The sequence below is a fragment of the Wolbachia endosymbiont of Armadillidium arcangelii genome (assembly GCF_040207875.1).
Taxonomy (GTDB): domain Bacteria; phylum Pseudomonadota; class Alphaproteobacteria; order Rickettsiales; family Anaplasmataceae; genus Wolbachia.
This window is the reverse complement of sequence record NZ_CP157942.1, coordinates 55,736-70,659: the sequence shown is the minus strand read 5'-3', so window position 1 is coordinate 70,659 and position 14,924 is coordinate 55,736. Positions and strand designations below refer to the sequence as shown.

Sequence of the window (14,924 nt, the reverse complement as noted above, 5' to 3'; positions counted from 1 at the left end):
AAATATGTTCAGTTTCTATATTTTGCTGTGGTAGTCACTATTTGAATTCGTATTGCTCTTCTGCAGATCCTTATGACTCCAATATATCTTTGATTTTATTTGCTATTTTTGAGCGAGCCTTCTGCATTGGAAAGTAGTTTTATTACTTCTCTGTATTGCTTGTTTTTATCTTTATTACGTTCTTCTGATATTACAGCCATGCTTCTAGGTGTTCTTCCATCTTTAGCTACAGCACTAGGATCTGCTCCTTTGTCTAATAAAAATTTAACAATTTCCAAACGTCCTTGATCTGCAGCATAATGCAGCGGTGTCCATCCCTCACACCCCCCAGAAGCGCCTATATCAGCTCCTTTTTGTACTAGAAAATCCACAACTTCTAAACAACCTGCCTCTGAAGCATAATGTAATGCTGTTAATTTAGGAACCTGCACATTAACATCTAATAGATTTTCTACCAAAAGTTTTACAACCTCTAAGTTACAATTTTCAGAAGCAATTTGTAGTACTGTTTTATAATTACTCACAGCTTTACTCTTTGTATAGCAACATGTAACAACAACACATATAATTGTTATCATAAGCCATAGAAAATTTATCTTATTCTTTATGTTCTTACTTATTTTGTTCATGTCTAACATTTTTTTAGAATTAAATAATCATTTGCTTAAGTTTCATTTAAATAGCTTTGCTCACTTTTGCCTCTACTATAGTTTGATATCCTCTATTATTCAGAATATGTTCTGCCCTGCTGATTACCCATTCGCCTTCAATTTCCTGACAAAATCCTGAAAGACTGATCTTAGCTTCTGCAAATAATTCTGGATTACCAGGAACAGTTACATTTAAATTTGATGTACTACGTTTTAGTTGTTTTAACTTAGCTGCTGCTGCACTAATTGCTGATTCTGCGGTAGAGTAAAGCGTTTGCAGGGTATAACTTGGACTCTCATTTCCCACTTTCTCTTCTATAGTTTCTCCCTTCTCATAACTGTGCCATTTTGCAATAACAGATCCATATTTGTTACGCACATTAAAATTTACCTCCCAATTTATAATATCTTTAGGTGTCAATACTGTTGTACCTAACATCTTTCCAGTCGCTGATCTTGCTTCTCCCTTCGGAATAAAAATTATATATCCTCCTGCTGGTTTTACTAGTGCATCATATTTTTTGCCTAATCCTTCCAAAAAACTCATGTCGCTTTCATCTGCTTGAATGGTATGTGGTATAAATATATTTTCAAATCTTTCAGCGACTTTACCTTCATACCCATGTTCTTGTGCTATTTCTTTAATCAAATCTCCCAAGGTAATGTCTTTCCATTCCTTTGATTTTCTTTCCTTTAATGATCCTCTTAAACTTGCAGCGTCACATTTTATTCTTAAAGTTTGTGGTGGACTTTGTATTGTAATTTGATTTGCCTTATATACCCCCATAGGTAATAAACCTGTTTCTTTATATCCTAGAAAAACCTGTAAATTGCCCTTAAGTTCTAAAGCGCTAGAGCTATAATTAATACATATCTCAGCTTCGTCACTTGTAGTACCTGATCCATCAGTGACACGTAGTAATATTAAACTCTTTTTTAAAACCTCTGTTACTGGGTTATTTTTTGCTACTATATCAAAATCTGGTGTCATTCATCTAAAATATTTATAACAGATTCTTTCAATATTCTCTGAATTTTAGGAAGCTTAATTTTTAATCCAGCGGGCAAAAAGCTTCCGTATTTTGCAAGGCCTGGATTTTCAAGCAATACTTCCTCCACTGCTCCACTACTGTATCCATAATGTTTCCAGCAAATCAGATCTAACATTTCGTTTTTTTTGGTGTAATAATAAATCATTTATTGTAACTTTTTAACTTCAAAATAAACTCAATTTTTCTTGGTTTTCCATCAGGAAAAAATAATATCTGTTTTTCTTCTACATTAGTAATGACAAAATCTCCAAGCACATTTCCTGAATTATCAACTAGAACTTGAGTATCACGTATATTTTTTAGCTGTTCTAAGCCATTACTCTGATAACGTGGATAAATCACTCCTGTCAGATCAATACATTCAATTCCTGAGCCAATGTTTTGTAGCAACGTTTTTTCAATACATTCAATTGTATACCACCTTTTTTCTTTACTGTATCTTAGGCTTATTGGTTGCTTACATTTTCCAAGCAACATCAATGTAACTCTTCAACTATATCAAAAAGTGCCCCACGTGCTTGTTCTCTAAATCGTTCTATTACTGCATCAGCAACACTGCGCACATCTTCAGATTTAATGTTGATATTAAACGTTTGATAGAATGCTTGGTTATATACTTTCGATTCGCTATTTTCACATCTACTTTTCTTGAATGCTTTCTCAACTTCTTCTTGTTCTATAGCTCTTTTTTCTTCTATAACACCTTTAACTTTAAAACTCTCAAAATTGCCTTTACTATTTTCTGAAAATTGTTTAATAGCACTATTACTTGTCAATGGGTTTCCGTTACTGAAAATGCTATTTTTAGAAAGCTCATTAACAACATTTCCATTGCTTTCAAATTTTCTAATCGGGCTATTCTCAGCAAATATGCTACTAACTGTATTTCCCATCCATGAAAAAGCTTTTCCTATAGGTTCAATGAGTGATTTCCAAAAGCTAGAGAAAAAGTCTTTCACTTTTTGCCAGTTAGTTAGAACATAAGCTGCACCAGCAACAAGACTCGCTATTAAAAGTCCAATTGGGTTAGTCATTACAGCGAGTGTTATTGCTCTTAGCCCTGTTATTACTGCAGGAAAAACTATACTTGATAAAGATGAAAATGTTGTCAGTATTGTTGCTTTAAGACCAAAAATTGTACTTCCTAATAAAGTAATTCCATAGCCTAATCCCACTACTAAGACTTTCAAACTTATCAAAGCTGCTAAAGTACTCATGATTGCCGTAGTTAAAGTTGGATATTTTTCTGCAAACTCTGCTATATATCTAGTTTTTTCTTGTAAAAATTCAGCTATAGATTTTAAAGTAGGCAGCATCACTGAGCCCAGGTTCATACCAACTTCACTGCCATTAAGTTAAGGGAAAGAGAAGTTAAGATTGGACAAAAAATTTGAAGCGATTGATAATTATGGTAAATACTAGGGTGAATTTTTAAGAAAAGGGAGTCTGAAAAGTGCAAGTTAGAGGTTGTCCACAAATCAAGAAATAAGTAGTATATAAAGGCAGAATATTGAGGTAAGAGATGAGGAAAAAATATCCAACAGATTTAAGTAAAAGGGAATGGTCCCGAATAGAAAAACACTTCAGGGTATCGTATAAGAAAGGAGGAAGGCCGCCAAAATACAGTAAGTGTGAGATACTGAATGCAATTCTTTATGTACTGCGCACAGGATGTCAATGGCGCAATTTACCACACGATTTTCCGTTGTGGAAGGCTGTGCATGAACAGTTTAGAAGATGGAAAAAGCAGAGGATTTTTGAGAAAGTGAACTATGATATCACTAAATATAGTAGGTCAAAAATGGGAAGAAGTGAGGAGCCAAGCGCATGCATAGTGGATAGTCAATCGGTAAAAATCACGGAAAAAGGGGGGTCAAAGGTTATGATGGTGCAAAAAAAGTAAATGGGAGAAAAAGACATATAATCACAGATACTCAAGGATTTGTGCTTGGTTGCTATGTAGGAGCTGCAAGCGAAAATGACAGAGATGGGGTGAAGATGGTATTGGACAATATGAAAGAAAAATACAGCAATATTAAGAAAATGTGGGCTGATATGGGGTACCAAGGAAAAGATTTAAAAACCCATATAGAGGAAGAACATGGGATAGATATTGAAATTGTGAAAAGACCTCCATGTAGGTTTTGGGTGCATAAAGATACACCACCAGAACTATTGCCACAACGGGATCCTGGATTTGCAGTACAACCGAGAAGGTGGGTGGTAGAGAGGACTTTTGCTTGGATCAATAGAAATAGAAGGCTATCAAAGGAGTACGATTTACTTACAACATCTACTGAAAGTTTCATATATCTGGCTATGAGTAAAGTTATGTTAAGTAGGGAATATGCTTGAATTTAATGGTTTGTGGACAACCTCTTATAGCTCTTTTCATAATAGTCCGAAAAGCTTATAGAAAAGCGGAATCAACAGCATGACGAAAAGATGTGAATAGAGGGATGTTTTTCCTAGCTCTGTTTTTTATAGCAAACCAATGATGCTCAATTTTGTTAAAATCGGGAGAATAAGGCGGTAGATATAAAATTTCTGCGCCAACTCCTTTAGCAAATTCAGTAATCTTATTAGACTTATGAAAAGTAGCATTATCAAAGTTTGTCCAGATCGGTGTCAAAAACTGCTCAAACCATTTATTAACATATTACAGTGGCCTTCAAATGTTAACGGAACAACTATTTTTCTGCCGTTTAAGGCTGCAATCATACTGATTCGTTGAATTTTTTTACCAGATTTTAGAGCATAAAACCTCTGTCCCTTCTGGCAATATCCATAAGGGTAGTCCTCGGTGTTATCAATGCCAGACTCATCTATATAAACTAAGTTTTGAGGTTCTTTTGTTGCTATAATTTTCAAAAATTCAGCGCGTTTTTCTTCGTCCCTTTCTTTGTATCCATATGTCTTTTTTTGCGTGTGAGTCCAATTTTTTTAAGAGCTCGATGAATCGTTGGGATACTAACATTGCTCCAAAGCTTAGCCATTTCCGATAGAGTTTTTCCACCATATTTTTTAGCAAATTCAGTAAATTTATTCCAGTCAGTAATTTTGTGATTATAACCTCCATTTCCAAGTTTTTTTGACTGAAAATCTCCTGTTTCTTTTTTTCTTTGCTGCCACTCCCATAACGTAGTTCTTCCAATTTTAAATCTTGCTGCCACTGCTTCTCTGCTTTATCCTTCTTCTAGTGATTCCATTGCTTTTTTTCTTAAATCATAACTATATGCTGCTGGCATACTTACCTTCACTACTATAAAATCTTATTTTACCTCGTTTGTACTATTATGAAAAGAGCTATATTTAAAAAAGTAATAATTGCAGGTTATTTTGCAAAGAATGTACTAATGCAATGATACTGAAAAGATATCTTGAATTTAAAACACATGTTTTCTAGCTCTTTTCTGGTAGTTGAGTGAACGAATATCAGATATCTTATGACGATCAACTCTTCTCCCTTTTCTTACCACTAAAGTGTTCATCAAAAATAACTGTGATAGTCGATCCATAATGCAGTCTATGTCTGACTCTGTAGAAAAAATATCAAAGGCTAAGTTTTTAATCGCATTAAATGAGACAGATTTATTGATGCTTTTTTTTAGTTTACTATTCTGTGCGCTCAATGTCTCTTCATCATCTTCTATCATGATACTTTCTAGATTACTGATGAAGATAGTTGACCAAAAATCCTGCTTGATAGTTTCAATACTTTTTCCTGTGAAATTCTCTAAATTTAATCTTCCCTTCAGCCTAGAAAAAAATGTTTCTACTCCCCAGCGCAAGTAATATAATCTCTCAAACTCTTCGACTGTAAAACTTTGCTCATCTAACAGAGATGTTACTAACACTTCAACTTCTCCAGAAGAAAGTATTATTTTGACTAACCTGAATTTCATCTCATCAGGTAATCCTAGCTTTCGTAGCTGTCTTGCTACTTTAATAGGTGCGGTAGACACTACCACCATACTAGATGGGCTTTCCGGCTTAAACATAGCGTTTATTTCATTGAAAGACGAACTTGGACAGCGAATTATATAATTGATTTTCCTTCCTGTAAGCTCAGCAAGAAATCGATAAGATACGTATCCTCTATCACAGATTAACAAATCGTCTGATTTTATGGATTCAAGCATACCGATCGCTAAATCAACCTCATAGCTGTCACCTCTACTTAGCTGTAATAGTTTAGATTTGATCTGACAGGTTAATAAAGTAAGATAAAAATACAAACAAATTTTAAAGGAGTGTCAGATATGAGTACAACACAAGAAAAAATACTAAAACCAAAGTTAGGATTGCTAGAACTTGCAAAGCAATTAGGAAATGTATCACAGGCGTATGGGATATTCAAGGGATACATTTTACCGCTTCAAAGAACTGTATGAAACAGGAGGAGAAGAGGCTTTACACGAGATAAGCAAAAGCAAGCCATTGTATGCAAATAGAGTGTCGGAGGATATAGAAAAAGCAGTAGTTGAAATAGCAATAGAGTTTCCAGTATACGGACAAGAAAGAGCAGCAAACGAACTGAAAAAGAGAGATCTCTGCAAGTGGAATAAGATCAGTGTGGCAAAGAAACGATCTTGAAAACTTTAAAAAGAGGTTAAAGGCATTAGAAGCAAAAGTAGCTCAGGATGGTATCATTTTAACAGAAGAACAGATAACAGCTCTAGAAAAGGCTAAGGAAGAAAAAGAGGCCCATGGAGAAATTGAAACAGAGCATCCAGGATACTTAGGTAGCCAAGACAGTTATTATGTTGGTAATATCAAAGGTATTGGACGAATTTACCAGCAAACCTTTGTTGATACCTATTCCAGAGTTGCTTTTGCTAAGCTTTACACAGAAAGGACTGCTATCACAGCTGCAGATCTTCTTAATGATAGGGTAGTACCGTTCTTTGATGAACAGATTGCTACGTGTTTTGACGGATCGTGGTACAGAGTATTGTGGCAAACCTGAAAATCACAGCTATATTTAGGGGTAGAAAATATTGATCATTCTCGAACCAACTCCACAGACTAATGGCATATGTGAAAGGTTCCACAGAAGATGAATGTTACAATATTATCTTTAGAAAGAAAATTTACACCTCTTTGGCAGAACTTCAGTTAGACGTAGACCATTGGGTGCATTCTTACAATAGATCTAGACCACATTCAGGTAAATATTGCTATGGCTATGCAAACCTTTTTTGATAGTATGCATATTGCTTATCAGAAAAATATTGATAGCATTAAACAGGATGCTGATATCGGTTTTCAATTCTTCTGTCAGATAATTCATGCCTGTCAGATCAAGTCTAAACTATTACACATTAAGTTAAGGGAAAGTGATGGACTGTATTGTAAAATCAGGTAAGATCCACAAATTAAAAGAAGTAATGACATGAGTAAAAAAAAGAATAATCATGTTTATAAAAAATAAATTGATGAGTTTAAACTTTATAAACGCACACAGAGCATCCTCAAAAGACTTCTCACGAAAAAGAAAGCTGCCCTTCATTAATGTATTTCTCCTGATTTTTAGAAAGAGTGTAAAGTCATTACAAGTAATGCTTAATGAGTTTGTTCTGCATACAAGAAAAGATTACACAATTACGGCAAGTGCATTTACTCAAGCAAGAAAGAAGCTAAAGCATACTGCGTTTTCAGAGTTAAATGATGATATAGTTTCCCTATACTACCAAGATCAGGAATTTAAAACCCACCATGGCTTCAGAGTACTTGCATTTGATGCTTCAATACTGATTCTGCCAAAGAGCGACAAAATAATAGGCGAGTTTGGCTCAAGAGCAGTATGGAATGGAATCCAGAGATTTGAAGACTATACAAGTGCAACCTTTGAAGTTTGCTACGATGTGCTAAATAATATTGCAATAAAATCTGTGCTAAGTAGAGGTGACAGCTATGAGGTTGATTTAGCGATCGGTATGCTTGAATCCATAAAATCAGACGATTTGTTAATCTGTGATAGAGGATACGTATCTTATCGATTTCTTGCTGAGCTTACAGGAAGGAAAATCAATTATATAATTCGCTGTCCAAGTTCGTCTTTCAATGAAATAAACGCTATGTTTAAGCCGGAAAGCCCATCTAGTATGGTGGTAGTGTCTACCGCACCTATTAAAGTAGCAAGACAGCTACGAAAGCTAGGATTACCTGATGAGATGAAATTCAGGTTAGTCAAAATAATACTTTCTTCTGGAGAAGTTGAAGTGTTAGTAACATCTCTGTTAGATGAGCAAAGTTTTACAGTCGAAGAGTTTGAGAGATTATATTACTTGCGCTGGGGAGTAGAAACATTTTTTTCTAGGCTGAAGGGAAGATTAAATTTAGAGAATTTCACAGGAAAAAGTATTGAAACTATCAAGTAGGATTTTTGGTCAACTATCTTCATCAGTAATCTAGAAAGTATCATGATAGAAGATGATGAAGAGACGTTGAGCGCACAGAATAGTAAACTAAAAAAAAGCATCAATAAATCTGTCTCATTTAATGCGATTAAAAACTTAGCCTTTGATATTTTTTCTACAGAGTCAGACATAGACTGCATTATGGATCGACTATCACAGTTATTTTTGATGAACACTTTAGTGGTAAGAAAAGGGAGAAGAGTTGATCGTCATAAGATATCTGATATTCGTTCACTCAACTACCAGAAAAGAGCTAGAAAACATGTGTTTTAAATTCAAGATATCTTTTCAGTATCATTGCATTAGTACATTCTTTGCAAAATAACCTGCAATTATTACTTTTTTAAATAACTTGCACTTTTCAGACTCTCTTTTCTTAAAAATTCACCCTAGTATTTACCATAATTATCAATCACTTCAAATTTTTTGTCCAATCTTAACTTCTCTTTCCCTTAACTTAATGGCAGTGAGCTTGGCGTGGTCCACGTGATCATGATTTAAAAGTTGTTTGCGAAATGATTAGAGAAGTGAAAAAATTGGGTCTTGAAACGTGTGTGACTCTTGGGTTGTTAAAAGCTTATCAAGCTAATATGCTAAAGGGAGCTGGTTTAGACTTTTATAATCATAATATTGACACATCTGAAGAATATTATAATAAGGTCATAACTACACGTACTTTTCAAGATCGCTTGAAGACATTAGAGTACGTGCGCGCATCTGGAATTAAGTTCTGCTGTGGCGGCATTCTTGGCATGGGTGAAACTAATGAAGATCGAATAAAAATGTTAGTTCTTCTTGCTAACTTGGATGAGCCTCCAGAATCAGTACCAATTAATATGCTAATAAAAATTCCTGGAACTCCTCTTGAGAATGTGGCTGATGTTGATCCATTTGATTTTGTTCGTACTATTGCAATAGCCAGAATTATGATGCCAAAATCTTATGTACGTTTATCAGCTGGGCGAGAAAAAATGTCAGATGAATTGCAAGCACTGTGCTTCCTTGCTGGCGCTAATTCAATTTTTTACGGTGAAAAGCTACTTACAACTCAAAATCAAGTACCTGAACAAGACAATCGTCTATTTCAAAGATTGGGACTACAAAAATTACACATAGAACATTAAAGGAATTTCTGCATTGACAGAAAAAAAAGATCTATTTTTACTACAAATTTGCCTCAAATTTTCTTTCCATCCTCGGATGAATCGTTATTGACTTAACAACATGTATTATTAATAAATTAAATAACTCAACTATTTCCAGCGCTCAAAACCAAGGGCAGTGTTATCTAAGTGGAGAAAGTCACCTCTCCCCACCATAAGTGTTGAAAGTGGTACTGAAAGGATATAAAGAGCTATTATTACAAAAAAAAACGGAGGTAATAATAGATCAAATAGAAGTAATACTAAAATTAATAAAAGATGAGGACCTAGAAAGATTGGGAAAAATAAGTGAGGTAGATAACTAAACTATTGGGCAAAATTATATTTAAAGGTCTAATGAAGCTAATATTAATGGGGCAGAAAACAAGCCTAAGAGCGCTAGAAATGGTAATAAACAGATGTATAATAGATAAAAATGATGATGAAAGTACAGTAACATACAGTGGCTTATCGAAAAGGTTAAAAGTTCTGATTATTTTAAAGGGATATATATCGATTTAGTAAATAAAGTTGAAAAATTATTACCTAAAAAAACATCTAATAACTTACATAGATTTAATCATAAATTTATCAGGTTATCTTATAAAAGATGGGTTAAAAGTAGGTGATGACAGTCAAGTGAAAGTCAGTGTTGGATTAAAGGAGCAATTACCGACAAGCATAAGATTTTGTAAAGGGCAAGAAGAAGGTAGCGAAGATATAGCATTGGTAAGAGCAATTAATGAAGCTAAAGTTGAAAAAGAGGGTATTTTATTATTTGATAGGGGAATTGCAAAAACTGGAACTTTCGTTGAGTTTGATGAAAAGAAATATAAATTTATTACAAGAATTCACCTAAAAAGAAGGTATGACATTATACGAAAGAATGGAATTGCTCAAAAGCAACAACCAGATGGATCAGAAATTTTGGAAGATATAACAGTAAATCTCTATCAAGCAAAAAGTAAAGTAGCAGAAAAGCATGACCTACGTTTAATAAAAATGCGAAACAAGACAGGAAATGAAATATGGTTTTTGACCAACTTGTTTGAAATGCCAGCTTATGAAGTAACAGAACTATATAGGTGTACTAGACACAACTTAATCTGACAGGCATAAATTAACTAACAGAAGAATTGAAAACTAATATCAGTCTCTTGTTTAATGTTACTAATATTTTTCTGGAAAGCAATGTGTTTGCTATCAAGAAAAGTCTGCATAGCCATAGCAATATTTACCTGAGTGAGGTCCGCTCTCATTAGACCTACTGCAAAAGGTGATTGAAAAAATGATGGGAGAGAGGTAGAAGAAGAATCAGCAGATTGAGTAAGGTAAAAAATGAGCTTTAGTTACTATAATATGAGGAAACACCGAAGAAACTTTCGTAATATAACAGGTTTAACTATAGAGGAGTTCGAAAAAGTAGTGGAAAAAGTGAGGTCTGGATGGGAAAAGCTTGAAAAACAGAAAAAGTGCCATGGTAGAACTACCAACTCTGGAAATTTTGTGTAATTTTGTACTATCGCACTTACATAACACATAGATTTTTAGGATGCCTATTCAATGTGCACAACGCAAATGTATGTAGGTTACTTAAGAGAATAGAGCCATTACTCGCCAAAAAAGTGACTATAACAAAAGATAGAAGTATGACACCAGAAAAAATACTGAAAATTCTGGCTGATGTTACAGAACAGCAAATACAGAGGCCAGAAGATAGTAAAAAACGGATATTCAGGAAAAAAAAGAACCAACACTATGAAAACTGAGATTATTATCGAAGAAGGAGGAAGAATTTTATCAGTGTCAAAGTCATATCGTGAGCGATTTTCGCATAAGGAAACAAGAAAAATATCTACCACTCGATAGCATAAAATATGCCGATTCTGGATATCAAGGTTGGCAAAAATTGCAAAGCAATGTTATAATTCTATATAAAAAGTATCGTAAAAAGCCATTAACTCCAGAGCAGAAAGAGCATAATAGAAGATTAGCATCATTTAGAATGAGAGTAGAAAGTAAGATCCGAGAGATAAAGATATTTAAGATTATGTCGAATGTTTATCGCAATTTTCAGAAAAAATATAACCTGAGGTTCAATATTATTGCTGGTATTGTGAATCTTAAGCACTCCTTTTAGTTAACCTTGATTTTAGTCACCCTCCTTTCCTTTTTTTTATCGCTTGATTCGCAGCAGGTCTTAAGGTACGTTGGAACAAGTCAACAAAGGCGAGAATTAACGGAAGATACAAAGGAAGTCGGACTGATTGATAGTACTCAGAGTGTGGGAAACAAGGGGAAGCGATCAGCGGTATAGTTAGGGATTGTTACACCAACACAACAGAGGTTGGGATATGATGCAAGGAAAACTAAATCAGATAGCAGTAATAAAAGATGCTGTGAATGCTACACTGAAGAGCCGTATGCGGGAAATTCGCAAGTACGGTTCTGTTGGGGGGATCATAGCAACTAAACCTAATAGGAGGATTTAAAGTTATGATCGGGAGTGTTAAATAAACTGTGTCAAACCGAATTTTTAATTCAACTCAATTTTCAATCTGTTGGGAAAGAAAATATCGAGCTGAGATATAGTCAATGCCCAATCATGTACAGGCATAGTCCATTTCTCCTCCACTTTCTTTATAGCACAATATACCTGTTTATACAAGGCATTTATGCTAGTAAATGAGCCCTTGGTTTTGGTGAATTTCCTAATTTGCCTATGTAGCCCCTCTATGGGATTAGTAGTATAGATTATCCTCCTAACTGGGTCGGAATACTTAAAATAACCAGATAGGTTTTCCCAATTATTCTGCCAAGATTATAGGGTACTTTGTGCCCCATTTTTCATCTAATTCCAACAGATAATTCTCGGCAATTTCCTTACTTGAAGCTTTTCTTTAAATCACTCAAAAAACTCTTTACTAGCTACATACTTCAGTGAGTTACGTATCTGATGCACTATACACATTCTGCATTAGGGAACACACCGTTTATTGCTGCAGGAAAGCTTTTTAGCCCATCTACACATGCAATTAGAATATCTTCCACTCCTCTCTCTTTGAGATCATTTAGTACTCCCAACCAGAACTTCACTTTCAGCTAAATAAAACTTCTTTTCTGCCATTTTGCTAATATATTATACATACATTTACTTACACAACTCCTTAAAAAACCATGAAAACTATCGGATATACAGACTGCAGCGGACGACTACGCCATTCGTTGATTACTGTTTGTCAGTAATACTTGATATCTCTGCCGCCGATATTTTGTGATCGTAAATTTCCTCAATATGTGACGCTATATCTCCATGCCACTGGCAAATGTGCTTAAGACCTTTGCTTCAAGTTCTGTTGTTTGTCTTTTTCTAACTATTTGGGGTTCAAAGCTTCCTTCCCTGTCTCTAGGTGTTAACAACTCAAATGAGTTGTACGTAAAGTTTTTCCCATTTCTTCGATTATTTTCTTCGCTTTCACCAGACAAGTGGTGTTCTATTTCACCTTCTAGACTCGCCTCCAGCAGCTTTTTTATAAATGGTGTTAATGCTCCCTCCTTTCCTGTCAACGGTCTTCCTTCTCGTATAGACGACAGGTTTCTAATTCTTTATAATCTACCAAACCGGTAGTTTTATTTACTTGACTCATGTCAAACCTCCGTTTTTTTATATCAATTATATTTTTATTTCTTGGTTTGACACAGTTTATTTAACACTCCCCCGGAATTTACAATTTCGAGCTGGTGAAATGAGTTTCGAAAGAGGTCTAATGCTGCAAGTTGCTCTTCAGTTAAAATTATGCTGTCTTGTGCAACCTTTGCTTCAAGGGCTTTAAGTCTTTTTTTAAATGTTTCAATGTCGTTTCTTAGCCATATAGATCTTACGCCACCTTCGGAAATCCCTTTTTCTCAGCTTATTTGCAGCTCTTTGTTGTCCATATGCTGGAAATTCTGTAGCTATCTGCCCTTTCTATATCTTCGGAAACTCTGTTTGCTAATAGGGGTTTTTTCTTACTTATTTCATGTTTCTCCCCCATTTTCATATAACTCTTTAAATCGATAAAATGTATCACGCGAATACTTTACACGCTTGTGATACGTTACCTAATTGCTTTGCTAGTTCTCTAACTTTGGTTTTAGTATTTTTGTTTCTCATATCTAACACTCCTTTCTTTTATTATTTTATAACTTACTTTTTTAAAGTAAGTCTTGTTTAATACAGCTGAACACAAAAAACATCATTTCCAGCATACAGGCTGTTGTTATGACAACTCTGTTGTTGAAAAGCTCACTCAACGGGAGCTTCTTATTGATGATACTTCGCAACACTCTGCTCAGCAAACTAGAACTGCTATATTTGAGTACATAGAAATTTTTTATAACAAACAGCGTAGACATTCTACATTGCATTCCTTAAGACCTGCTGCGAATCAAGCGATAAAAAAAAGGAAAGGAGGGTGACTAAAATCAAGGTTAACTAAAAGGAGTGCTTAAGATTCACAATACCAGCAATAATATTGAACCTCAGGTTATATTTTTTCTGAAAATTGCGATAAACATTCGACATAATCTTAAATATCTTTATCTCTCGGATCTTACTTTCTACTCTCATTCTAAATGATGCTAATCTTCTATTATGCTCTTTCTGCTCTGGAGTTAATGGCTTTTTACGATACTTTTTATATAGAATTATAACATTGCTTTGCAATTTTTGCCAACCTTGATATCCAGAATCGGCATATTTTATGCTATCGAGTGGTAGATATTTTTCTTGTTTCCTTATGCGAAAATCGCTCACGATATGACTTTGACACTGATAAAATTCTTCCTCCTTCTTCGATAATAATCTCAGTTTTCATAGTGTTGGTTCTTTTTTTTCCTGAATATCCGTTTTTTACTATCTTCTGGCCTCTGTATTTGCTGTTCTGTAACATCAGCCAGAATTTTCAGTATTTTTTCTGGTGTCATACTTCTATCTTTTGTTATAGTCACTTTTTTGGCGAGTAATGGCTCTATTCTCTTAAGTAACCTACATACATTTGCGTTGTGCACATTGAATAGGCATCCTAAAAATCTATGTGTTATGTAAGTGCGATAGTACAAAATTACACAAAATTTCCAGAGTTGGTAGTTCTACCATGGCACTTTTTCTGTTTTTCAAGCTTTTCCCATCCAGACCTCACTTTTTCCACTACTTTTTCGAACTCCTCTATAGTTAAACCTGTTATATTACGAAAGTTTCTTCGGTGTTTCCTCATATTATAGTAACTAAAGCTCATTTTTTACCTTACTCAATCTGCTGATTCTTCTTCTACCTCTCTCCCATCATTTTTTCAATCACCTTTTGCAGCAGGTCTTGAGAAATTTGATTCATCATTTTCATAATAAAAATGCCTTTACTTCCTCTCTACTTTTTCTGGGTAAGGTCCAAAGGTCCGCCGGTCCACTCTCCCTATAGCATCAATAGCAAGCGTCAATTAACACTTTAACTTCTAACTTGTCATCAGTAATATTGTTTATATAAAAACTATAATTTTTTATGCCTGAATTTGGGAATATACTGCTATTGGTAGCCTGCTTATTGTCTTTGACATATTCGTTTTTACCGCTCAGTTCTTGTCGGTTTATTACCACTGCCATATTTTTTTGTGTATCAACATC

At 34.5% G+C, this 14,924-nt stretch carries 12 protein-coding genes and 10 pseudogenes; 10 read left to right on the top strand and 12 right to left on the bottom strand.

Annotated features, from left to right (window positions below; all coding sequences use genetic code 11):
* Window positions 1-95: 95 nt before the first annotated feature.
* The 5 genes from ABLO99_RS00365 to ABLO99_RS00345 form a co-directional block, all read right to left on the bottom strand.
* The gene (locus ABLO99_RS00365; protein ID WP_349966998.1) at window positions 96-578 is read right to left on the bottom strand and encodes an ankyrin repeat domain-containing protein; all 483 of its coding nucleotides are present in this window, start codon (window positions 576-578) and stop codon (window positions 96-98) included.
* A 97-nt stretch (window positions 579-675) separates the two neighbouring features.
* Complete coding sequence (locus ABLO99_RS00360) at window positions 676-1,641, bottom strand: phage late control D family protein (RefSeq protein ID WP_349966999.1); 966 nt, start codon at window positions 1,639-1,641, stop codon at window positions 676-678.
* Window positions 1,638-1,817 carry a tail protein X gene (locus tag ABLO99_RS00355; protein ID WP_349967001.1) on the bottom strand — a complete coding sequence of 60 codons (180 nt, stop codon included), beginning with the start codon at window positions 1,815-1,817 and terminating at the stop codon, window positions 1,638-1,640. The genes ABLO99_RS00360 and ABLO99_RS00355 overlap by 4 nt, the downstream gene beginning before the upstream one ends.
* Window positions 1,818-1,843: 26 nt before the next feature.
* Window positions 1,844-2,179 carry a phage tail protein gene (locus ABLO99_RS00350; RefSeq protein WP_349967003.1) on the bottom strand — a complete coding sequence of 112 codons (336 nt, stop codon included), beginning with the start codon at window positions 2,177-2,179 and terminating at the stop codon, window positions 1,844-1,846.
* The gene (locus ABLO99_RS00345; protein WP_349967738.1) at window positions 2,179-3,036 is read right to left on the bottom strand and encodes a hypothetical protein; all 858 of its coding nucleotides are present in this window, start codon (window positions 3,034-3,036) and stop codon (window positions 2,179-2,181) included. The genes ABLO99_RS00350 and ABLO99_RS00345 overlap by 1 nt, the downstream gene beginning before the upstream one ends.
* Before the next feature lie 188 nt (window positions 3,037-3,224).
* Here ABLO99_RS00345 and ABLO99_RS00340 point away from each other — a divergent pair.
* Window positions 3,225-4,057, top strand: a protein-coding gene (locus ABLO99_RS00340; RefSeq protein ID WP_349967383.1) for an IS5 family transposase whose coding sequence is annotated in 2 segments (ribosomal slippage) — window positions 3,225-3,591 and window positions 3,591-4,057 — 834 coding nt in all. Because the reading frame shifts where the segments join, the coding sequence is not laid out codon by codon here.
* A 55-nt stretch (window positions 4,058-4,112) separates the two neighbouring features.
* Here ABLO99_RS00340 and ABLO99_RS00335 read toward each other — a convergent pair.
* Window positions 4,113-4,950 (bottom strand): annotated as a pseudogene (locus ABLO99_RS00335) (IS630 family transposase).
* Window positions 4,951-5,088: 138 nt separating this feature from the next.
* Window positions 5,089-5,913, bottom strand: a pseudogene (locus ABLO99_RS00330) (IS4-like element ISWpi18 family transposase); the annotation flags it as partial.
* A gap of 51 nt (window positions 5,914-5,964) precedes the next feature.
* Between ABLO99_RS00330 and ABLO99_RS00325 the strand changes: the two are divergent.
* From ABLO99_RS00325 to ABLO99_RS00300, 6 genes and pseudogenes are all read left to right on the top strand, one after another.
* Window positions 5,965-7,070 (top strand): annotated as a pseudogene (locus ABLO99_RS00325) (integrase core domain-containing protein).
* A 49-nt stretch (window positions 7,071-7,119) separates the two neighbouring features.
* Window positions 7,120-8,397 (top strand): annotated as a pseudogene (locus ABLO99_RS00320) (IS4-like element ISWpi18 family transposase).
* 197 nt (window positions 8,398-8,594) lie between these two features.
* Window positions 8,595-9,248, top strand: a pseudogene (gene bioB, locus ABLO99_RS00315) (biotin synthase BioB); the annotation flags it as partial.
* A 197-nt stretch (window positions 9,249-9,445) separates the two neighbouring features.
* A complete protein-coding gene (locus ABLO99_RS00310) occupies window positions 9,446-9,592 on the top strand; it encodes a hypothetical protein (RefSeq protein WP_349967735.1) in 147 nt (48 codons plus the stop codon).
* A 46-nt stretch (window positions 9,593-9,638) separates the two neighbouring features.
* The gene (locus tag ABLO99_RS00305) at window positions 9,639-9,788 is read left to right on the top strand and encodes a hypothetical protein (protein WP_153295653.1); all 150 of its coding nucleotides are present in this window, start codon (window positions 9,639-9,641) and stop codon (window positions 9,786-9,788) included.
* Between the two features lie 9 nt (window positions 9,789-9,797).
* Complete coding sequence (locus ABLO99_RS00300; protein WP_047759637.1) at window positions 9,798-10,376, top strand: hypothetical protein; 579 nt, start codon at window positions 9,798-9,800, stop codon at window positions 10,374-10,376.
* Between the two features lie 14 nt (window positions 10,377-10,390).
* On the opposite strand, the pseudogene ABLO99_RS00295 reads toward ABLO99_RS00300, so the two are convergent.
* Window positions 10,391-10,526 (bottom strand): annotated as a pseudogene (locus ABLO99_RS00295) (IS481 family transposase); the annotation flags it as partial.
* Between the two features lie 78 nt (window positions 10,527-10,604).
* Between ABLO99_RS00295 and ABLO99_RS00290 the strand changes: the two are divergent.
* Together ABLO99_RS00290 and ABLO99_RS00285 are read left to right on the top strand one after the other, a co-directional pair.
* A pseudogene (locus tag ABLO99_RS00290) lies at window positions 10,605-11,406 on the top strand (transposase family protein).
* A 214-nt stretch (window positions 11,407-11,620) separates the two neighbouring features.
* Complete coding sequence (locus ABLO99_RS00285; protein ID WP_153295409.1) at window positions 11,621-11,758, top strand: hypothetical protein; 138 nt, start codon at window positions 11,621-11,623, stop codon at window positions 11,756-11,758.
* A gap of 44 nt (window positions 11,759-11,802) precedes the next feature.
* On the opposite strand, the pseudogene ABLO99_RS00280 reads toward ABLO99_RS00285, so the two are convergent.
* A pseudogene (locus tag ABLO99_RS00280) lies at window positions 11,803-12,913 on the bottom strand (IS256 family transposase).
* Window positions 12,914-13,028: 115 nt separating this feature from the next.
* Window positions 13,029-13,419: pseudogene (locus ABLO99_RS00275) on the bottom strand (helix-turn-helix domain-containing protein); the annotation flags it as partial.
* A gap of 53 nt (window positions 13,420-13,472) precedes the next feature.
* Here ABLO99_RS00275 and ABLO99_RS00270 point away from each other — a divergent pair.
* Window positions 13,473-13,724, top strand: a complete 252-nt coding sequence (locus ABLO99_RS00270; RefSeq protein ID WP_349967733.1) for an IS3 family transposase — start codon at window positions 13,473-13,475, stop codon at window positions 13,722-13,724.
* A gap of 16 nt (window positions 13,725-13,740) precedes the next feature.
* Here the strand turns inward: ABLO99_RS00270 and ABLO99_RS00265 are convergent.
* Window positions 13,741-14,542 (bottom strand): annotated as a pseudogene (locus ABLO99_RS00265) (transposase family protein).
* A gap of 181 nt (window positions 14,543-14,723) precedes the next feature.
* Entirely contained in the window at window positions 14,724-14,903 is a 180-nt protein-coding gene (locus tag ABLO99_RS00260) for a hypothetical protein (RefSeq protein WP_238580408.1), read from the bottom strand.
* Window positions 14,904-14,924 lie beyond the last annotated feature (21 nt).

Coding starts and splice junctions, on each gene's coding strand:
- ABLO99_RS00365 (WP_349966998.1), bottom strand. CDS start 578: ATGATAACAATTATATGTGTTGTTGTTACATGTTGCTATACAAAGAGT.
- ABLO99_RS00360 (WP_349966999.1), bottom strand. CDS start 1,641: ATGACACCAGATTTTGATATAGTAGCAAAAAATAACCCAGTAACAGAG.
- ABLO99_RS00355 (WP_349967001.1), bottom strand. CDS start 1,817: ATGTTAGATCTGATTTGCTGGAAACATTATGGATACAGTAGTGGAGCA.
- ABLO99_RS00350 (WP_349967003.1), bottom strand. CDS start 2,179: ATGTTGCTTGGAAAATGTAAGCAACCAATAAGCCTAAGATACAGTAAA.
- ABLO99_RS00345 (WP_349967738.1), bottom strand. CDS start 3,036: ATGAACCTGGGCTCAGTGATGCTGCCTACTTTAAAATCTATAGCTGAA.
- ABLO99_RS00305 (WP_153295653.1), top strand. CDS start 9,639: ATGGGGCAGAAAACAAGCCTAAGAGCGCTAGAAATGGTAATAAACAGA.
- ABLO99_RS00285 (WP_153295409.1), top strand. CDS start 11,621: ATGATGCAAGGAAAACTAAATCAGATAGCAGTAATAAAAGATGCTGTG.
- ABLO99_RS00260 (WP_238580408.1), bottom strand. CDS start 14,903: ATGGCAGTGGTAATAAACCGACAAGAACTGAGCGGTAAAAACGAATAT.